The sequence below is a fragment of the Klebsiella africana genome (genome assembly GCF_020526085.1).
Lineage (GTDB): Bacteria > Pseudomonadota > Gammaproteobacteria > Enterobacterales > Enterobacteriaceae > Klebsiella > Klebsiella africana.
In genome coordinates this window covers 1,964,555-1,983,937 of the sequence record NZ_CP084874.1, presented here as the reverse complement: position 1 = coordinate 1,983,937, position 19,383 = coordinate 1,964,555, and the positions used below count along the sequence as shown (strand labels likewise).

General features: G+C 59.9%; 20 protein-coding genes and 1 pseudogene. 6 read left to right on the top strand and 15 right to left on the bottom strand.

Annotated elements, in window-relative coordinates; translation table 11 throughout:
* Positions 1-48 precede the first annotated feature (48 nt).
* Positions 49-252, bottom strand: a pseudogene (locus LGL98_RS26265) (hypothetical protein); the annotation flags it as partial.
* A 114-nt stretch (positions 253-366) separates the two neighbouring features.
* Here LGL98_RS26265 and LGL98_RS09610 point away from each other — a divergent pair.
* On the top strand, positions 367-696 hold the full coding sequence (locus tag LGL98_RS09610) for a gamma-glutamylcyclotransferase family protein (protein WP_136030299.1): 330 nt from the start codon (positions 367-369) through the stop codon (positions 694-696).
* 58 nt (positions 697-754) lie between these two features.
* On the opposite strand, the gene LGL98_RS09605 is transcribed toward LGL98_RS09610, so the two are convergent.
* From LGL98_RS09605 to dgoR, 6 genes are all read right to left on the bottom strand, one after another.
* Positions 755-1,702, bottom strand: coding sequence for a 2-hydroxyacid dehydrogenase (locus tag LGL98_RS09605; RefSeq protein ID WP_136030298.1), 948 nt, complete (start codon positions 1,700-1,702; stop codon positions 755-757).
* Positions 1,699-3,012, bottom strand: a complete 1,314-nt coding sequence (locus LGL98_RS09600) for an MFS transporter (RefSeq protein ID WP_136030296.1) — start codon at positions 3,010-3,012, stop codon at positions 1,699-1,701. Before LGL98_RS09600 ends, LGL98_RS09605 begins: the two co-directional genes overlap by 4 nt.
* 94 nt (positions 3,013-3,106) lie before the next feature.
* The gene (dgoD, locus tag LGL98_RS09595) at positions 3,107-4,255 is read right to left on the bottom strand and encodes a galactonate dehydratase (RefSeq protein ID WP_136030294.1); all 1,149 of its coding nucleotides are present in this window, start codon (positions 4,253-4,255) and stop codon (positions 3,107-3,109) included.
* Entirely contained in the window at positions 4,252-4,869 is a 618-nt protein-coding gene (locus LGL98_RS09590) for a 2-dehydro-3-deoxy-6-phosphogalactonate aldolase (RefSeq protein ID WP_136030292.1), read from the bottom strand. The genes dgoD and LGL98_RS09590 overlap by 4 nt, the downstream gene beginning before the upstream one ends.
* A complete protein-coding gene (locus LGL98_RS09585; protein WP_136030290.1) occupies positions 4,814-5,731 on the bottom strand; it encodes a 2-dehydro-3-deoxygalactonokinase in 918 nt (305 codons plus the stop codon). Before LGL98_RS09585 ends, LGL98_RS09590 begins: the two co-directional genes overlap by 56 nt.
* Positions 5,728-6,417: a D-galactonate utilization transcriptional regulator DgoR gene (dgoR, locus tag LGL98_RS09580; RefSeq protein ID WP_012541311.1), complete on the bottom strand. Its 690-nt coding sequence runs from the start codon at positions 6,415-6,417 to the stop codon at positions 5,728-5,730. The genes LGL98_RS09585 and dgoR overlap by 4 nt, the downstream gene beginning before the upstream one ends.
* 367 nt (positions 6,418-6,784) lie before the next feature.
* Here dgoR and LGL98_RS09575 point away from each other — a divergent pair, with 367 nt between their 5' ends.
* Complete coding sequence (locus LGL98_RS09575) at positions 6,785-7,324, top strand: DUF2058 domain-containing protein (RefSeq protein ID WP_002910652.1); 540 nt, start codon at positions 6,785-6,787, stop codon at positions 7,322-7,324.
* A gap of 25 nt (positions 7,325-7,349) precedes the next feature.
* Here the strand turns inward: LGL98_RS09575 and LGL98_RS09570 are convergent, their stop codons facing one another.
* Positions 7,350-8,048: an RluA family pseudouridine synthase gene (locus tag LGL98_RS09570; RefSeq protein WP_136030288.1), complete on the bottom strand. Its 699-nt coding sequence runs from the start codon at positions 8,046-8,048 to the stop codon at positions 7,350-7,352.
* 190 nt (positions 8,049-8,238) lie between these two features.
* Between LGL98_RS09570 and LGL98_RS09565 the strand changes: the two genes are divergently transcribed.
* Both LGL98_RS09565 and psrA read left to right on the top strand, forming a co-directional pair.
* Positions 8,239-8,721, top strand: coding sequence for a cold-shock protein (locus LGL98_RS09565; protein WP_004203243.1), 483 nt, complete (start codon positions 8,239-8,241; stop codon positions 8,719-8,721).
* Between the two features lie 111 nt (positions 8,722-8,832).
* Positions 8,833-9,732 carry an L-proline-binding transcription factor PsrA gene (psrA, locus tag LGL98_RS09560; RefSeq protein WP_136030286.1) on the top strand — a complete coding sequence of 300 codons (900 nt, stop codon included), beginning with the start codon at positions 8,833-8,835 and terminating at the stop codon, positions 9,730-9,732.
* Here the strand turns inward: psrA and LGL98_RS09555 are convergent.
* The 3 genes from LGL98_RS09555 to LGL98_RS09545 all read right to left on the bottom strand — a co-directional run bounded on the left by LGL98_RS09555 (position 9,707) and on the right by LGL98_RS09545 (position 13,052).
* On the bottom strand, positions 9,707-10,516 hold the full coding sequence (locus LGL98_RS09555) for a substrate-binding domain-containing protein (protein WP_168435242.1): 810 nt from the start codon (positions 10,514-10,516) through the stop codon (positions 9,707-9,709). The two genes, psrA and LGL98_RS09555, sit on opposite strands and share 26 nt — an antisense overlap.
* A gap of 11 nt (positions 10,517-10,527) precedes the next feature.
* Positions 10,528-11,823 carry an MFS transporter gene (locus LGL98_RS09550; protein WP_136030284.1) on the bottom strand — a complete coding sequence of 432 codons (1,296 nt, stop codon included), beginning with the start codon at positions 11,821-11,823 and terminating at the stop codon, positions 10,528-10,530.
* Between the two features lie 302 nt (positions 11,824-12,125).
* A complete protein-coding gene (locus LGL98_RS09545; protein ID WP_136030282.1) occupies positions 12,126-13,052 on the bottom strand; it encodes a LysR family transcriptional regulator in 927 nt (308 codons plus the stop codon).
* 100 nt (positions 13,053-13,152) lie between these two features.
* Between LGL98_RS09545 and LGL98_RS09540 the strand changes: the two genes are divergently transcribed.
* On the top strand, positions 13,153-13,629 hold the full coding sequence (locus tag LGL98_RS09540; RefSeq protein ID WP_136030280.1) for a GNAT family N-acetyltransferase: 477 nt from the start codon (positions 13,153-13,155) through the stop codon (positions 13,627-13,629).
* 49 nt (positions 13,630-13,678) lie between these two features.
* On the opposite strand, the gene pckA is transcribed toward LGL98_RS09540, so the two are convergent.
* Positions 13,679-15,322 (bottom strand): phosphoenolpyruvate carboxykinase (ATP), encoded by a 1,644-nt coding sequence (pckA, locus tag LGL98_RS09535; protein WP_136030277.1) that lies wholly within the window; start codon positions 15,320-15,322, stop codon positions 13,679-13,681.
* A 283-nt stretch (positions 15,323-15,605) separates the two neighbouring features.
* Here pckA and LGL98_RS09530 point away from each other — a divergent pair, with 283 nt between their 5' ends.
* A complete protein-coding gene (locus tag LGL98_RS09530) occupies positions 15,606-16,499 on the top strand; it encodes a LysR substrate-binding domain-containing protein (protein WP_002910720.1) in 894 nt (297 codons plus the stop codon).
* 5 nt (positions 16,500-16,504) lie between these two features.
* Here LGL98_RS09530 and LGL98_RS09525 read toward each other — a convergent pair whose 3' ends face one another.
* The 3 genes from LGL98_RS09525 to livM are packed head-to-tail and all read right to left on the bottom strand — an operon-like array spanning position 16,505 to position 19,379.
* A complete protein-coding gene (locus tag LGL98_RS09525; RefSeq protein ID WP_023290181.1) occupies positions 16,505-17,224 on the bottom strand; it encodes an ABC transporter ATP-binding protein in 720 nt (239 codons plus the stop codon).
* The gene (locus LGL98_RS09520; protein ID WP_040219025.1) at positions 17,221-18,096 is read right to left on the bottom strand and encodes an ABC transporter ATP-binding protein; all 876 of its coding nucleotides are present in this window, start codon (positions 18,094-18,096) and stop codon (positions 17,221-17,223) included. The genes LGL98_RS09525 and LGL98_RS09520 overlap by 4 nt, the downstream gene beginning before the upstream one ends.
* Positions 18,093-19,379, bottom strand: coding sequence for a high-affinity branched-chain amino acid ABC transporter permease LivM (gene livM / locus LGL98_RS09515; RefSeq protein WP_136030275.1), 1,287 nt, complete (start codon positions 19,377-19,379; stop codon positions 18,093-18,095). The genes LGL98_RS09520 and livM overlap by 4 nt, the downstream gene beginning before the upstream one ends.
* Between the last annotated feature and the right edge of the window lie 4 nt (positions 19,380-19,383).

The window sequence follows — 19,383 nt, the reverse complement described above, 5'->3', positions numbered from 1 at the left end:
CGAAAAAGGCAGGGGGAGGTAACGCCTGGCCCTAAATAATATCTGAATTCAACCCAAGGTAGCTTTATTACTCTCGTTGATTCCATGTGGAAGGAATATTCCATAAGCGGCCCTTTTATTATTTCCCTGTTGAATGTTAATTCACGAATTAATCCCTCCGTCAGGATTATTTATATTTATCTTAAATATAAATAATAATAAAAATATCACCGCAATCGATATACCCTCAGTAGCGCCGAGGCCAGAGTCTCCCCGGCATCAGAGAGATATCCCGCCTTACCCGGCCATTGCCAGGCGCTGAATTCCCCCGTATTTTGGATTTCCGCTCCGCTGTATGCGGGCAAGACGATGAACGCGAGAGGAAAAATGAAACCGCTATTTGTCTATGGGACGCTCTGTCCCGGTCGCAGCAATGCGCACATTCTGGAGGCGATCGGGGGCGAGTGGCGTCCCGGCTACGTCACCGGCACCTTTTACGCGCGCGGCTGGGGCGCAGCCGCCGATTTCCCGGGGATCGTCCTCGACGCTCACGGCCCGCGGGTCAACGGCTATCTGTTCCTGTCCGATCGGCTGGCGGCGCACTGGCCCATGCTGGACGACTTCGAGGAGGGATACGATCGGGTGCCGGTGGAGGTGACCACCGACGATGGGCAGCAGGTCAGTGCCTGGATTTATCAGCTCCAGCCCCGGGGGTAATCCCCCGCCGCGAACGCGCTGCACGGTACCACAGCCCAGTACGTTCGCGGCCTGGCGGTCAGCCCGCCAGGCTTTCCGCCACTGGAGTCACTAGCGCCCTCTTCTCAGCCCAGCAGGCGACGTTATCGAGCACCAGTTGCGCCATCGCCGCGCGGGTGCTCCAGGTGGCGCTGGCCATATGCGGTGTGACGACCACATTACTGCGCTGCAGCAGCCCGGCCGGTACCGCCGGTTCATGGCTAAAGACATCCAGCCCCGCCCCGGCGATAATCTCGCTCTCCAGCGCGGCAACCAGCGCGGGCTCATCAATCACGCTGCCGCGCGAGATGTTGATGAGGATCCCTTTCTCCCCCAGCGCCGCCAGCACCGGCTGGTTAATGAGCCCCTGGTTTGCCGCCGTTCCCGGGGTGCAGATAACCAGAAAATCACTCTCCGCGGCCAGGGTCAGCAGATCCTCCCGCCAGGCATAATTTAGCGCCGGGAGACGCTTGCGGTCATGATAAGCAATCTGCATGGCGAACCCCTCGCAGCGCCGGGCGATGGCCTGGCCGATGCGCCCCATGCCCACGATGCCAACCCGCGAACCGGATACTTTTTGCGTCCACGGAAAACCGCCCGCCGCCCACTCGCCCGCTTCGATAAACTTGTGGGCGGCGACGATCTGCCGCGAGGTCGCCAGCATCAGGCCCAGCGCCAGATCCGCCACATCGTCGGTTAACACCCCCGGCGTATGGCTGACCCGCACCTGGTGCTCTGCGGCCGCCTGCACATCCACGCCGTCATAGCCGACGCCAAAGACGGCAATCAGCTCCAGCGCGGGCAGGCTGGCGATCAGCTCTCGCGTCACGGTGGCTTCGCCATTGGTGATGAGCACGGTAAAGGTGCCAGCCAGCGCGCGAAAGTCGGCATCGGTGAGTGCTGTCATCTCCACGAGGTGATAGCGTCGCGCCAGTTCCGCAGTCAGGGCATCCGGGAGCGAGGCCTGTTTTAACACGTTCAGTTTCATAGCTTATCTTCTTTCAGAGAGTGGAAGGCGGAGGGTTTCTGGCCGCTCCGGGAGACGATGATGCCGATAACCCCGCCAAGGGCCAGCGCCACGGCGACGATCAGCAGTCCGGAATGATAGCTGTTGGTCAGGTCCTTAATTTTCCCGAGCAGCGGCGGCAGGCCTAAGCCGACAAAATTGGCGATGGTGTTGATAAATGCAATGGAGGCCGCGGCCGCCACGCCCGCCAGCTTCTCGGTGGTCACCGCCCAGAACACCGGCGTTAGCGCGAAATTAAAGCCCACGGTGAGCACCAGCAGCAGATAGGCAACCAGCAGGTTGCCGGCATAGATGGCGACAGCCAGCGAGAGACCGGCCAGAATCAGCGGCAGTCCCATATGCCACGCCCGCTCGCCGGTCACATCCGAATGACGGCCATTGAGGTACATAAACAGGCAGGCGAAAATAAACGGCACCGCGGACAGCAGACTAATAATCACATCGCTCTGCTCGCTGGCCATACTTTTGAGGATCAGCGGTAAGAAAAGCGTGATGCCGATGGAGCCGAACGCCTGCAGAAACCAGACCAGACTCAGCAGGAGTACCACTTTATTTTTCAGCGCACTGAACCAGGAGGCGTGTTGATTGACCACCGCGCCGCGGTTATCAGCGGCAATCTGCGCCGTCAGCCAGCCTTTCTCCGCCTCAGTGAGCCAGGCCGCCTTTTGCGGGCTGGAAGGCAGCAGCCAGAGTACCAGCGCCCCCAGCACGATGGCGGGAACGCCTTCAATGGCGAACAGCCAGCGCCAGCCGGCGACATCGGCAATACCATGCATATTTAAAATCAGCCCCGAGACGGGCAGCCCGATGATCGACGCCAGCACCGATCCCATATAAAAGAATGACATTGCCCGCGCCCGGTTGCTTTTCGGAAACCAGCAGGAGATATAGTAAATAATCCCAGGGGTGAATCCCGCCTCCGCCATGCCGAGTAAAAAACGCATAATATAGAGCTGGGTCGGCGTCTGGACGAACGCCATGCCGGCGCTCACCATCCCCCAGGTGATCATTATTCTGGCGATCCAGATCCGCGCTCCCACTCGGGTCATGATCAGGTTGCTGGGAATTTCGAAGATAATATAGGAAATATAAAACATCCCGACCCCAAGGCCGTACATGCTGGCCGTTAATCCCAGATCGGCGTTCATTTGCAGCGCGGCAATGGAAATATTGGTTTTATCAAGATTCGCGACAAAATAGCAGATAATAATAAAGGGGATGATTTTGCTGTTTAGCTTTTTTAATGTAGAAGTACAGAGTTCAATGCTCATAATAATAACCCCATGACTTTGCCTCGGGCAGGGGAAGGCCGCCCGCACCAGGCAAAGATTGATATTGAGAATCGCAGCAGGAATTAACCGGGGACTACCACTCGGCGACCACGCCATCGGCCAGGCGCCAGACGGGGTTGCGCCAGTCAGGAGCGCGTCGGCTCATCTCGATGACTTTCTCTTCGTCGATGTCGACCCCCAGCCCCGGCTTCATTAATGGCATAAAGTACCCTCCCTCCATATTGAAATCGGCTTTGTTTTTCACGAAGTCGAGTAACTCGGCGCCCTGGTTATAGTGGATCCCCATGCTCTGCTCCTGGAAGACAGCGTTGTAGGAAACAAAGTCCACGTGCAGGCAGGCGGCCAGCGCGATGGGGCCTAACGGGCAGTGCGGGGCCAGCGACACGTCCGCCGCTTCCGCCATACCGGCGATTTTGAAGCATTCGGTGATGCCGCCGGCATGAGAGAGATCGGGCTGCAGAATAGCCAGGCCGCCGGCCTCCAGCACCCGCTTGAACTCAAAGCGCGAGAACATGCGCTCGCCGGCGGCCAGCGGGATCGCGGTTTGCGCCGCCAGCCGCGGGTAGTACTCCGCCTGCTCGGCCAGCACCGGCTCTTCGATAAACAGCGGCCGATAGGGTTCCAGCTCTTTAATCAGCAGTTTCGCCATTGGCGCGCTGACGCGGCCATGGAAATCGAGACCAAATTCAATGTCGTTACCAAAGGCTTCGCGGATCTGCGCCACCGTGTTCACCGCCGCATCCACCGTGCGCGAACTGTCAATCATCCCCATTTCCTGACAGCCGTTGAGTTTGAAGGTATCAAACCCCATCCCGCGCAGCGTCTTAATTCCGGCAATGACCTCAGCAGGTCTGTCTCCTCCCACCCAGCTGTAGGCTTTGATTTTATCGCGCACCAGGCCACCCAGCAGCTGCCAGACCGGCACATTCAACGCCTTCCCTTTGATGTCCCACAGCGCCTGGTCAATGCCGGCGATCGCGCTCATCAGGATCGGCCCGCCGCGATAAAAGCCGGCGCGGTACATGACCTGCCACAGATCGTTGATCCGCGCCGGATCCTGGCCAATCAGATAGTCCCCCAGCTCATGCACCGCCGCCTCCACGGTGCGCGCCCGGCCTTCGACGATTGGTTCGCCCCAGCCGACTATCCCCTCGTCGGTTTCAATCTTGAGAAACATCCAGCGCGGGGGTAAGCGCCAGGTGGTCAGTTTGGTTATTTTCATTTCACAGCCTCTTGATACGCCCTAACAAATGCGGCGGCCAGCTCTGCGGTCCGCGCTACCGGCTGACCGGCGCGATAGAGATCGCTGCCCAGCCCTGCGCCCGCACAACCTGCCTCGATCCATTGCGCCAGGTTTTCCGGCGTGACGCCGCCGACGGCAAATATCGGCACCGACGCGGGCAATACCGCTTTCAGCGCCCTGATGTAGTCGGGGCCAAACGCCGAAGAGGGAAAAATCTTCAGCGCCTGCGCCCCGGCCTCCAGCGCGGTAAACGCCTCGCTTGCCGTCGCGCAGCCGGCGCAGACGGTCATCCCGTGCCCAACGGCCCGGCGGATCACCGCCGGCTGCACATTGGGGGTCACCACCAGCCGCGCCCCCATCTGCGCCAGCCGATCGACCTGCGCTTCCTGCAGCACCGTTCCGGCGCCAATCAGCGCCTGCGCGCCGTAGGCCTCGACCACGGCCGGGATGCTCTGCTGCCATTGCGGTGAATTGAGCGGGATCTCCACGGTGTCGAACCCGGCGGCGATCGCCGCGCCGACGTGCGCCAGCGCTTCGTCAGGGGTGATGCCGCGCAGAATAGCGATCAGCGGAAGTGAGGTTTGCCACTGCATGTGCGATGCTCCTTATACCAGCCAGAAAGGCATCGTCGCCCGACACTGTCGTCACCTGGCGCCCCAGCAGCTGAAAAGCCTGCTGATAGCGCGCGGTGAGGGACGGACCGGCAACGATCGCGATAGCCTGTTCGTCGGCAATGAAGGCGCGCATGCTGGCCACCTCCGCGCCAATTAACAGGCCGGATAGATACTCGCTCACCTGCTCCCGGGCCAGCGCCCCCAGCACGTGCGCGGCTCGGGTCTCAAAAAGCTGTGGCAACACCGCGGGTGCGGCCAGGCCGCGCGCCAGCCCGGCGTGAAACGCCGCCGGCGCAGCCTGCTGCTCAGGTAATCCCGCACCGATCAGAGAGTGCGTCAGCAGCAGATGGTGCAGTTCGCCGGTCATCACCGTGCGAAAGTCTTCAATCCGCCGGCCGTCGGTTTTGACCCATTTGCAATGGGTGCCGGGCATGACATACACCGCCGCAGGGGCCAGCAGGCGTGCGCCGAGGAGCTGCGTCTCTTCGCCGCGCATGACGTTGTGGTGGTCTTCGCGGGAAGTGCAGAGCCCGGGGACAATCCAGATCCCTTCATCTACAGCGGTCAACTGGTCGCCAATGGCCGTGAAATCGGCGGGAAGCGGTAAATAGGGCGCGTTCTTCCAGCCTACGTTGCTGCCTACCATTCCCGCCATGACCACCGGGGTACGCCCCTCGCGCCAGCCATTGATCTGTGTCGCTAACACCGCTGCCGGCGATTGACCGTTCAGGCGGGCAATCCCCGCCGCCGACTGCCGGCTGTCGAGGCAGCGTTCGCCCTCAAACAGCCAGGCGCGAAAATTTGTCGATCCCCAGTCAACAGCGATGTAGCGAGATGTCATGTGATTTCCTTCAGTCTTCGTGTCGAGCTGGCGATCATGGTGAGCGCCGCCTGCTCTGCCGCATTGCTGTCCTGATGGCGAATCGCATCGAACAGCGCTTTATGTTCCTGGAGCGTTTGCGGCATGTTGGCCTCATCCCCCATCCAGGTCCGTTCAAATATCGCGCGCTGCAGCGAGCTAATCGCCACGCTGAGCTGCTGCAGCACCGGGTTGTGCACTGACGCCAGCACCGCTTCGTGATAGCGAATGTCGGCTTCATTAAAGGCATCGCGCTGCTGGTTGTTGGCGATCATGTCATTCAGCGCCGCCTCAATCTGCGCCAGATCGCTGGAGGTGGCCCGCTCTGCCGCCCAGCGGGCGATCGCCGGCTCCACCAGATTACGCACTTCGCTCATCGCCGCGATGAGCCCCGGGTCTTCATCCTGTTCCAGCGCCCATTGCAATACGTCGCTGTCGAGGAAATTCCACTGGCTGCGCGGCGCGACGAAGGCCCCGCGATAGCGTTTCATCTCAATCAAGCGCTTCGCCTCCAGCGAGCGAAAGACTTCGCGGATGATGTTGCGGGAGGTGGCAAACTCCTCGCACAGCTCAGCCTCCGCCGGCAGCGCCGCGCCGGGAAGATATTTGCCGCTCACAATCTGGCGGCCCAGGGTCACCATCAGCCGATCGGTTTTAGTCAGGTTCATAGCGTGTCCTTAACGGGGTTATGCCCGGTTACTTTACTCCGTTCAGCGCATTTCCACCCAGTCTGGTAGTACAAACGTGAACCTGTTCATCCTTGCTTGCGATATATAGTAGTACTATTAAATAAAATTGTACTACAATCTAGATCACAAAAAAGACAACCCATAAAGAAAAAGGATCATCGGCTTGCCAAAAATGGTGGTTAAGATCCTTCGTCGGGGACGGGAAAGATGGGCCTGCGAGGCTGGGTTAACGCGGCTTCGGCGGGGGCTGTCAGGCTAATCGGGGTAACGAACGGTAGGTAGTCTGGCGTCGTTTCTGCCAATGCAGGTATACTTGCCAGATGTTTCCTCAGTTTCAGACACGCAGATGACAAAACTCACCTTACAAGAGCAGATGCTCAAAGCCGGCCTGGTCAGCAGCAAAAAAATGGCTAAGGTCCAGAGAACGGCGAAAAAATCCCGCGTTCAGGCCCGTGAGGCCCGGGAAGCGGTGGAAGAAAATAAAAAAGCCCAGCTGGAGCGCGATAAGCAGCTCAGCGAGCAGCAAAAGCAGGCGGTGCTGGCGAAAGAGTATAAAGCCCAGGTGAAGCAGCTGATCGAGATGAACCGCATTACGGTCGCCCGGGGCGATATCGGCTTTAACTTTACCGATAATAATCTGATCAAAAAAATCATGGTCGACAAGCCCACCCAGACCCAGCTGATTAACGGCCGTCTGGCGATTGCCCGCCTGGCGGTGGATAACAAGCCCGAAGGTGAATATGCGATTATTCCGGCAGTGGTGGCTGAGAAAATTGCCCAGCGCGACGCCAGCAGCATCGTGTTGCACAGCGCCCTGAGTCAGGATGAGCAAGATGAAGACGATCCGTACGCCGACTTTAAGGTGCCCGACGATCTGATGTGGTAACCCCGGACTTTACGGCCGCGGACGATCAAAACGGGCTCGCCTGCTGGATGTGCATCGGCTCATGGCTGACGGGGTGGACAAAACGCAGTTCGCTGGCGTGCAGCATCAGCCGCGGAGCGCATTCCGTGCCGGGCAGCTCCCGGCCACCGTACAGGTCGCAGCCAAGGATCGGATAGCCCAGCAGCTGGCAGTGAATACGCAGCTGATGGGTCCGTCCGGTCTCCGGGGTGAGCGCCACCCGGGTTAACGCCAGCGCCCTCTCGCCTTCCCGCGTCTGATACAGGCGATCAATGACCCGATAGCGCGAACGCGCCGGTTTGCCATGCTGCGCGCAGAGCGACATGCGCGGGAAACGGGCCGGATCTTTGGCGATTGCCGCCTCCACGATCCCCTCATCTTCCGCCAGGTGGCCGCACAGCAGCGCCGTATAGACCTTGTCCACCGTGCGCTGGCTGAACTGCTGGCACAGCAAGGCGTTAATGCCCTTGTTGCGGGCGATCACCATCAGGCCGGAGGTGCCGAAGTCCAGGCGGTGCACCAGGGTGCAGCCCGGAAAGCGCTGAACCAGCCGGTGATGCACAGAGTCGAGGTTGCGCGGATCTTTGCCCGACAGGCTCAGCAGCCCAGCGGGCTTATTGATCAGCACCAGGTGTTCGTCCTGATACAAGAGGGTGATCTGTTCGCGGCACGGCGGCGCGACAAAGGTATCGATAATGGTGGACATCAGGCGGCCCGAAGAAGGAGTGGCTGGCGATAGTACCCCATTTTGCCCACCGGCACGATGCTGGCGCACAATCCGCCCTCGCGGCGGCGTCATTTATCTCCCACACTTATCGTAAAGGCATGGTCTGCGCAGGCAATGTGCTTTACACTGCGCGCTGCAAAATTTGAGTTAACCAACGAGTAATACGGTAATGGCGATGAACGGAACAATCACAACGTGGTTTAAAGATAAAGGTTTTGGATTTATCAAAGATGAAAACGGCGAAAATCGTTATTTTCACGTGATTAAGGTCGCCAATCCTGATCTTATCAAGAAAGACGCGGCGGTGACTTTCGAACCTACCACCAACAATAAAGGGCTGTCGGCCTACGCGGTGAAGGTCATTCCGGAAAGCAAATATATCTATATTGCCGGCGAGCGGCTGAAGCTGACCTCCATCAAATCCTATGTGGTGTACCGGGAAGAAGAGCCGGTCGAGACCCGCGTCGATAAAGAAAACGCCGTGCTGTCGGTTGGGCTGCTGATGAACAGCATCCGGCCAAAATCCACGGTGCAGCCGGGAGAGATGCGCTCGGTGAAAAAGCTGGCGATCACTACCTTTCAGGGGACAACCCTGATCTTTTCGGAAGACGAAATCGATATCGACGCCACGGTAAAACTGCTTAAGGTGTAAGCCCCGGCGCGCGGTTTCCTGCGCGCCCAAAGATCTGCCCGATATGCTACCCGCTATCGCCCCTCGCCGGACGGGGCGAGGCGCCAGACAGTCGATAAGGATGCCGCCGCCATGCCCGTAAATTTTGACTTCAACGATCTCTACGCCTTTCGCGCCCTGATGGAATATGGCAGTTTTCGGCTGGCGGCTGAATCCATCTGCCTGTCGCAGTCGGCCCTTAGCCGACGCATCGAAAAGCTGGAAACGGCGCTGGGCAACCGGCTGTTCGATCGCACCACCCGGCGGGTGACCCTCACGCTGTATGGGCAAAATTTTGCCGAACGTTCGGAGCAGCTGCTGGCCCATGTCGAGACGGTGCTGGCGGATATCAGCCAGGTCAGCAAGGCGCGCACCGGACTGGTGACGGTGGCGACAGTGCCCTCCGCCGCCTACTACTTTATGCCGGAAATCATCCGCAGCTTTCAGGCGCGTTATCCCCAGGTGCGCATCCGGTTGATTGACAGCAGCGTCGGGAATGTGATCGAGGCGGTCAGCAGCGGACAGGCTGACTTTGGCCTCTGTTTTGCCAAAAACCTGCCAGCCAGTCTCGAATTCACGCCTCTTGCCGACGACCGCTATGTGGCCGCCTGTCGGCACGATCATCCGCTGGCGCGCAAGACGCACCTTAGCTGGCAGGCGTATTTTGAACAGGATTATATTGGCCTGGATCGGGTCTCGGGCAACCGGACGCTGCTTGACCGGGAGCTGGCGCATCTGACGCCGGCGCGGCCAAGTATCTGCGAAACCCGCCACGTCACCACGATGCTGGGGATGGTGGAAGCGGGCATCGGCATTGCCGCCGTGCCCGCGATGTCGATGCCCGCCGGGGAGCATTCCGTTCTCCGCGCCGTGCCGCTCACCGACCCGGTGGTCACGCGCACGGTAGGCCTGATCCGCCTCAGCGGCCGTATTCAGTCCTACGTGGCGGCAGAGCTGGAGAAGCTGATTATTGAACAGTATCCTTCTGGCTGACCGGCGCGGCGGCGGCCACGCTTCGCATACCGGTGGCGTGGATGGTCTCCTGCACCACTGGTGACGCCAGATACGTCAGCAGCGCCTTGCCTTCCTGCGGGTGGTCGGCGCTGATGGTCACCGCCCCGGCAAAGCGGGTGATGTACTGCAGGTTATCCGGCAGTTCGCCGACGAAGGTCACGCCTGGCACCGGCAGCAGTTCGCTCACCTGCTGAAAACCGATCGCATACCGACCCTTGGCCACTTCCGAGGCCACCGGAATGCGCTCCACCATCTGCGCTTTACTCTGCATCGCGTCATCAATGCCCAGGGTGTGGAACAGCGTCGAACTGACATAGCGTCCGCTGGCGCTGTCGGAGTAAGCGACCGATGGCGCCGCCAGCAGCGTCGCCCGCAGCTGGTCTGCGCTGTGGATAGCCGGCAGCGGCGCCCCCGCCTTCACCACCACGCCGATCGGCGAGTCGGCCAGCTCCCGGCGCGAATCCGGTTGCGTACGGCCCGCTTTCTCGAGGCTGGTCAGCGCGTCCCCGACCATGATCACCACGTCCGCGTGTTCGCCGCGCGCCAGACGGTTAGGGATCGCCTGCGGCGTTTTCCCCATCGACGGGCCGGGGATCACCACCAGATGGTTGCCGGTTTGTTTTTCCCACGCCGGGGCCAGCTTTTCCAGCGCCGCTTTGAAGCCGCCGGAGATCATCACGGTGACCTCAGCGGCCAGCGCGCTGCCGCCGCTGGCGGCCAGCAGCAGCGTGGCCAGCAGGGTTCCTGTCGTTTTACGCATCATCTTCTCCCTGATTAACGTGCTGTCTGCAGCGCAACGGCGCGACGGCGATAGAGGTAGCAGGTGGCCAGCAGGCCGCAGATGGCGGCAAAGCTCATCCAGTAGCCGGGAGACGCTTTATCACCGGTATACTCAATCAGCGCCGTGGAAATCACCGGCGTGAAGCCGCCAAACACCGCGGTCGCCAGGCTGTAGGCCAGCGAGAAACCTGCCACGCGCACTTCGGCGGGCATAATTTCGGTCAGCGCCGGGATCATCGCCCCGTTGTACATGCCGTAGATGAACGACAGCCACAGCAGCACGCTCAGCATCATCAAAAAGCTCGGGGCGTTCGCCAGCATGGTCAGCGCAGGCCAGGCGGTAGCCAGCGCCAGCAGGGTCATAGCGATCAGTACCGACCGGCGGCCAAAGCGGTCGGACAGCGCCCCGCCCACCGGCAGCCAGAAGAAGTTGGAAATCGCCACCAGCAGCGTGACCAGCAGGCTGTCAGAGGCGCTGAGCATCAGCACCTTTTTACCAAAGGTCGGCGCATAGACGGTGATCAGGTAGAACGCGGTGGTGGTCATCGCCACCATCATCATCCCGGCGATAACCACCTGCCAGTTCGCCAGCAGCGTGGCGAATACCTGGCGCATCGCCAGATGATGGCGGCGGGCAGTAAACTCCTGGGTCTCCTCCAGCTTACGGCGCAGGATAAAAATGAACGGCACGATCAGGCAGCCGAAAAGGAACGGAATACGCCAGCCCCAGTCGCTGATAGCGCTCGGCTCCAGCACCGCGTTGAGGGCAAAGCCCATCGCGGCTGCCACCATGATGGCAACCTGCTGACTGCCCGACTGCCAGCTGGTGTAAAAGCCTTTGCGGCCCGGGGTGGCGATCTCGGCCAGATAGACCGACACCCCGCCCAGCTCGGCTCCGGCGGAAAAGCCCTGCAGCAGACGGCCGATCAGCACCAGCAGCGGCGCCCACAGGCCAATGGTCTGATAAGAGGGGATCAGCACGATCAGGAAGGTGCCGGTGGCCATGATCGACAGGGTGACGATCAGCCCCTTGCGCCGCCCCACCTTGTCGATATAGGCGCCAAGTACGATAGCGCCGATGGGGCGCATCAAAAAGCCGGCGCCAAAGACTGCGAAGGTCATCATTAGCGAGGCGAATTCACTGCTCGCCGGAAAAAAGGTATGGGCGATGTAGGTGGCATAAAACCCGAACAGGAAAAAGTCGAACTGTTCGAGAAAGTTACCGGACGTGACGCGCAGGATGGCGCCGATCCGGTCACGGGTACTCATCTGTGAGGTTGTTGAATGCATGCAGGTCTCCAGTTTGTTATCCACGCGTTGTCGCGCGCCTGTTGCTGAAGACTGAAACAGAACCGGGAACGAAATAAGCGTAATAAACGCATCCACTCATGCATTTTACGCATTAATAACATTTAACTAATTAACATTACTTTTACATACAATCATTTAACACATACCGTGCTAACCACGCCGCGGATGACGGCGAAAAAGTCAGTTTTCCGTTTTGTGACCGGGGCCAGGATATGTCGCCGTGGGTTAAAGGCATAAAACCTGGCCTGGGTGAGGAAACACATTGCCGGCCGCAAAGCGCGTCAGGAAGCGGCGGACTCCCCCACCAGCGTCTGCAACAGCGAGATCAGCCAGCGGGTAGCCTCGCGTTTCCCGCTGCGTTGGTGGGCGTAAATCTTGACGTCAAACGGCGGAACCGGAAACGGCAGCGGGAAAATGGTCAGCCGGGCGGCGCGGGCCAGCGTCTCCGCTGCTCGCCGGGGCAGCGCCATCAACAGGTCGCTCTGCTCAATAATGAAGGGCGCGCTCAGCATCGAGGGGGTTTTCATCGCCACCTGCCGCGAATAGCCTTGCCTCTCCAGCTCACAGTCCAGCACCCCCTGCTGCTCATTCCACGGGGTCACCACCAGATGACGGGCCGCAAGGTAGGCGTCGAGGGTCAGCGCCGTCCGGTCGGCCTGGCTGATGACCACATATTCGTCCCGCAGCCAGTTAATCTCCTCCAGATCGGGATGGGCTGGCTCGTCAGGGGTATTGAACCCGAGGGCCAGGTCGACCTCGCCCGCCAGCAGCTCGGTCAGCGCCGGGCTGTGGGGCAGATAACGGAGTTCAAACCGCAGCCCGGGCGCCTCACGCTGCAGGTGGTGCATCAGCGTCGGAAAGACGCAGAACGCGGTGAAATCGGTGATCGCAATCTGCATGCAGTCGGTGCTGGCGGCCGGCACAAACGCCGCCGGCGGGGTCAGCTCCTGGTTGAGAAACTTCAGCGCCGAAGCAATAGAGGGCGCCAGCTGGCTGGCATAGACGCTGGGGCACATCCGGTGCCCTTCGCGATAGAACAGCGGATCGTTGAGGGCGCTGCGCAGCCGGGAAAGGGCATGGCTCAGCGCCGAGGTGCTCATCGCCAGCTCTTCCGCCGCCAGGCGCACCGAGCGGGAGCGATAAACCGCGTCAAAGACCGGCAGCAGGTTGAGGTCAATCCGGCGCAGGGCAGGATGCATAATATTCATCGTTTGCTGATTTCATTGCACTTAATTCTTTTCACAATACCGCTTATGCTCAGGGTCAGCAATTTTGCTCTCTCTTTTGACTATGGATACAGGACAACCCATGAGCATCACAATCCGCCAGGCCACCCCGGACGACGCCACCGCTATTTACGACATGATTTATGAACTCGCGGTCTACGAGAAAGCTCCCGAAGAGGTAGTGACGACGCCAGAGGAGATCAGAGAGACGCTGTTTGGCAACGGCAGCAAAACCGAAGCGCTGATCTGCGAGGTGGCGGGCAAAGCGGTGGGCTACGCGGTGTTCTTCACCAGCTACTCCACCTGGCTTGGACGCAATGGTATCTATATGGAGGATCTGTACGTGACCCCCGACTATCGCGGGATCGGTGCCGGAAAAGCGCTGCTGAAAACCATCGCGCAATATGCCGTACAGCGTCAGTGCGGGCGTCTGGAGTGGAGCGTGCTCGACTGGAACCAGCCGGCGATTGATTTCTATCTGAGCATTGGCGCGCAGCCGCAGGATGAGTGGGTGCGTTATCGCCTCACGGGCGATGCGCTGCGGGCCTTTGCGGAGTAAAGCGGCTCGCCAGCAGGTCGGCGCCAGGCGTCGACCGGCTGGCTGCGGATCAAGCTTCGACCGCGCGCTTCTGCAGCTGCGGACCAGCCAGCGCCAGACGCGCACCCGCTTCGGTATCGCTATACTGCTTAAAGTTATCCATAAACAGCTGAGCCAGGCTCTCGGCCTTTTCCTGCCATTTATCCGCTGAGCTCCAGCCATGACGCGGATCCAGCACCGCGCTGTCTACCCCTGGGATGCTCTGCGGGATTGCAAGTCCGAACACCGGGATGGTCTCCTCGCGCAGCGGGCCGGTGGTGCCGTTGAGGATCGCGCTAATGATGCTGCGGGTATCGCGCAGCGACAGGCGTTTGCCCTCGCCGTTCCAGCCGGTATTGACCAGCCAGGCTTCGGCACCGGATTCCGCCATCTTCGCCGCCAGGACGCTGGCGTACTGGGTCGGGTGAAGCAGCAGGAACGCCGCGCCATAGCAGGCGGAGAAGGTCGGCGTCGGCTGGGTAATGCCGCGCTCGGTGCCCGCCAGCTTCGAGGTGAAACCCGACAGGAAATGGTACTGCATCTGCTCGGTGGTCAGACGGGAGACCGGCGGCAGGACGCCAAACGCATCGGCGGCAAGGAAAATCACCTTCGACGGATGGCCCGCGCGGGACACCGGCTTGACGATATTGTCGATATGCGACAGCGGATAGGAGACGCGGGTATTTTCGGTTTTGCTGCCGTCGGCATAATCCACGCTACCGTCGGCGCGCACCACCACGTTTTCCAGCAGCGCATTGCGGCGGATGGCGCCATAAATCTCCGGCTCCGCCTGCGGATCGAGATTGATGGTCTTGGCGTAGCAGCCGCCTTCGAAGTTAAACACGCCGTCATCGTCCCAGCCGTGCTCGTCATCGCCGATCAGCTGACGATGCGGATCGGTCGACAGGGTGGTTTTCCCGGTCCCGGAGAGGCCGAAGAACAGCGCCACGTCCCCTGCTTCGCCACGGTTGGCCGAGCAGTGCATCGATGCGATGCCTTTCTGCGGCAGCAGGTAGTTCATGACCGAGAACAGCCCTTTCTTCATTTCGCCGCCGTACCAGGTGCCGCCGATGAGCTGAATACGCTCGCTGAGATTAAAGGCGACAAAGTTCTCGGAGTTCATCCCCTGCGCCTGCCAGTTGGCATTGGTGCAGCCCGCGCCGTTGAGCACCACGAAGTCTGGCGTAAAGCTGGCCAGCTCGTCGGCGCTTGGTACGATAAACATGTTTTTGACAAAGTGGGCCTGCCACGCCACCTCGGTGACGAAGCGCACGCCAAGACGGGTATCCGGGCTGGCGCCGCACCAGGCATCGATGACGTACAGTTTTTTGCCGCTCAGCTGGCCCGCGACCAGGCTTTTCAGGCTGCGCCACACGTCTGGCGATAACGGTTTGTTGTCATTACGGCCGAGGCCGGAGTCTGCCCACCAGACGGTGTCGCGAGTCTGTTCGTCCCGGACGATGTATTTATCGCGCGGCGAACGGCCAGTGAAGATCCCGGTATCAACAGCCACAGCGCCAGAGTCGGTCATCACGCCGCGGGCTGCGCCGGTCAGCTCAGGAGAGGTTTCATGTGCAATAAGCAAATCGTAATCAGGGTTGTAAAAGAATTCGCCGCTTGCATTAATCCCCAGCTCCTGCAGAGCCATTTTTACTGATTCAATTTGTTGTGACATGGAACTCCTGACAAACTATTTAAGGTAAGAGGCCTGGGTTATTCATTGCTTTCGTCATCGTCGCTGGCTATTTAATAAGATAAGTCCTGGACAATGAAATAAAGCAATAAATAACCGTGAGTCGCGATTTCATATCGTGCTCATGTAGGGTCGCCGATACGTATTCATAAATCTCAACTTTCCAAAAAATGTTAACACCTGTCGATAATTATGTTAATTGCATAGTTTCTATGCGCTATGCTAAAATTGCATAGCCTTTATTGCGTTTTTGAGGACTGGATCGGTGTTGGCAAATCTGGAAGTAAAATGGCTGTATGATGTGATTGCTCTTGAGGAATCGCGCAGCTTTACCCTGGCGGCCAAAGCCCGCAACATCTCTCAGTCCTCGTTCAGCCGACGCATCCAGTCGCTGGAGGCCTCCCTCGGATTCAGCATCTTCGATCGCAGCGCCAACCCCCTGCAGCTGACCAACCGCGGGAAAATTTTTGTCGGCTACGCGCGAAATATGCTCGACGACATGGATTTTCAGATCAGCCGAATTAAAGGCTTAAATAACACCACGCAAAAAATAAGAATCGACGCTGCCCCATCGCTGTCGGTGTTATTGCTGCCGGAAATTATCGCCGGTTACACCGACCGTAAAAATAAGACTTTTCATGTTGAATCGATTAACGTCAACGACGCCGTATTTAACCTGAAAGAAGGTAAAAGCGATTTTATCCTCTCCTTCTATAATGAAGAATTAATGAACTATCCGTTTATTAATCATAAAATTTTTGATTCTTACCTGCATCTGGTCTCCCCCTGCGATGAACATGGCCGGCCGCTGTTTCATTTACATCGCGGCGTGCTGCCGCTGATGAAATACGCCAACGACAGCTATATGGGGCGCCAGGTGAACCAGGTTATTGACCGCACGCCGGAGATCACCTTCTCCCTCACCTTTGTCTCTTCCATGAGCGAGCTGCTCAAGCGCATGATCCTCAATGGCGACGGCGTGGGCTGGCTGCCGCAGTACTCCATTCAACGCGAGCTGGACGAAGGCCGGCTGACGATCCTCGATGAGAGCCTGTCGCTGCCGATCGGCGCCTGGCTCTACCGCTCCGGCTCGCGGCTTAACCAGGCCGCCGAACGTTTCTGGCAGCACATTAAAACCCGTAACGAACCGCGGGAATAACCCCCTCAGCCGCTGATCCCCAGATATGCCTTACGCACCTCCGGGTCGTTGAGCAGCGCCTGGCCGCTACCGCTCAGGCGGATCTGGCCGTTCACCATCACGTAGGCGCGGTCCGACAGGTTGAGGGCATGGCGGGCGTTCTGCTCCACCAGAAACAGCGTCATCCCCTGAGCCGTCAGCTCGCGCAGGATCTGGAAAATCTGCTTCACCACCAGCGGCGCCAGCCCCAGGCTCGGCTCATCCAGCAGCAGCAGGCGCGGCCGGCTCATCAGCGCCCGGGCGATGGCCAGCATTTGCTGCTCGCCGCCGGAGAGAGTCATCGCCCGCTGTCCCCGCCGCTCTTCCAGCCGGGGGAATAGCTGGTACATCCGCGCCTTGTCTTCGGCCTGATAGCGGTTGCCAATGGCAATGGTCCCCATCAGCAGATTCTCCTCGACGGTCATATCGGGAAAGATGCGCCGCCCTTCCGGGGCCTGGGCGATACCGTTGCTGGCGATAAAGTGGGTCGATTTACGGCTGATCGCCTCCCCGCGATAGAAAATCTCCCCGCCGGCAATGCGCGGCTGGCCGAAGACCGACATCAGCAGCGTTGATTTACCGGCGCCGTTGGCGCCGATCAGCGCCACCGTTTCCCCCTCGTTGACGGTGAGGGAAACCTGCTTCAGGGCCTGGATCGGCCCGTAGAAGACATCCACCTCATCAAAGGCAAGCAATGGCTGGCTCATCGGCGCGTCTCCTCTTCCTCAGCGCCAAGATAGGCGGCAATCACGCTGGCGTTGGCCTGGATCGCCTGCGGCGCGCCGCGGGCGATGACATCCCCGTGATCGAGGACGATGATATGATCCGAAATCTCCATCACCATCCCCATATCATGTTCGATCAGTAGCACCGTGATGCCGTGCTGCTGGCGCAGAAAGCGAATAATCCGGCTCAGCGCCTGGGTTTCCACGGGATTGAGGCCGGCGGCCGGCTCGTCCAGACAGATCATCTCCGGGCGGGTACACATGGCGCGGGCGATCTCCAGCCGCCGCTGCTGTCCATAGGAGAGGGTTCCCGCCAGACGGTTGGCGCAGTCCACCATCTCCACCACCTCCAGCCAGTAAAAAGCGCGATCCAACGCCTGACTCTCCGCCTGCCGATAGCCGCGGGTATTGAGGATCCCGGCCAGCAGATGGCGGTTAACCTGGGTGTGCTGGGCCACCAGCAGGTTCTCAATCACCGACATCTCGCGGAATAGACGTATATTCTGGAAGGTGCGCGCCAGGCCAGCGCGGTTCACCAGATGGGTGCCACCGAACATCTTGTAATAGATCCGCCGCCCCAGCTGCGCCGGGCGGAGAAAATCGTCCGGGTGAAGCTTCTGCCCCAGCACCTGAATAACATCGGTGACCTTTTCCCGCGCCCGCAGCACGATACTGCCCCCCGTCGCCCGATAAAAACCGGTCAGGCAGTTAAACACCGTGGTCTTGCCCGCGCCGTTGGGGCCGATCAGGGCGGTGATCGACCCCCGCTCCACCTCCAGATTGACATCATTCAGCGCTTTAATGCCGCCGAAATGCATCATCAGATGCTCAACGCGTAAGATGCTGTCGGTCATGGCGCGACTCCTTTTCGCAACGCAACCCCGCTGCGGCTGGTGCGCACCAGGCCGCGCGGCCGCCAGATCATCATCATCACCATCAGCACGCCGAACAGCAGCACCCGATATTCGTCAAAACCGCGCAGCAGCTCCGGGGTGACCGTCAGAACAAACGCCGCCAGCACCACCCCCAGGGTGGAGCCCATTCCCCCGAGCACCACAATCGCCAGGATCAGCGCCGACTCAAAAAAGGTGAACGACGTCGGGTTAACAAACCCCTGATAGCTGGCGAAGAACACCCCGGCGATGCCGGCGGTCGACGCGCCGAGCATAAACGCCGAGAGCTTCACCAGCACGTGGTTGAGCCCCATCGCCCGACAGGCGATCTCATCTTCGCGCAGCGCCTCCCAGGCGCGGCCGATGGGCATCCGCGTCAGGCGATGCTTCACCAGCAGCACCAGCATCACCACCAGGCACAGCACGGCGTAGAGAAAGATGAATTTCAGGTTGGGGTTGTAGCTGACGTGGAAAAACTCATGGATGGGGATGCCGCCATCTTTCGCCCGGCGGGTAAACTCGAGGCCAAACAGCGTGGGGGACGGCACCGGTACGCCGTTAGGGCCGCCGGTGAAGCTCACCCAGTTGTTAAGCACCAGGCGGATGATTTCGCCAAAGCCGAGGGTGACGATAGCCAGATAGTCGCCATGCATGCGCAGCACCGGAAAGCCGAGCAACGCCCCGGCGAGGGCCGCCATCACCGCCCCCAGCGGCAGCATCGCCCAGAAGCCGAGGCCCAGGTACTGGTAGCCCAGCGCAAGGCCGTAGGCGCCGATGGCGTAAAACGCCACATAGCCCAGGTCGAGCAAGCCCGCGAGGCCCACCACAATATTCAGCCCCAGGCCGAGCAGGACGTAGATCAGGCCGAGGATCGCCACGGTCAGCAGGTATTTGCTGGCGAGAAATGGAAAGGCAATGGCCAGGACCGCCAGCAGCGGAATTATCCAGCGCAGCCGCGAGCGGTATCCCGGCGGCCGGACGTACACCCCGTCATCCGCCCCCTCAAAGCGGTTAATAAAGGCTTTTCCCCTGTGGCTCTGCAGCAGCAGGCTGAGCGCCAGTCTGCCGGCCATCACCACCGCCACCAGGATCGCCACCCGCGCAGGCGCGAGGGTAAAACCATACCCTTTGAGCACCACGCCGACGATCGGGCCAAAAACAATTAACGCGCAAAGGCCGGCCAGTACGCTGTCGAGCAGCGTGTTTTGGATAGCCCGCGCAGGCTGGCGCGTCAGTTCACCCATAAAG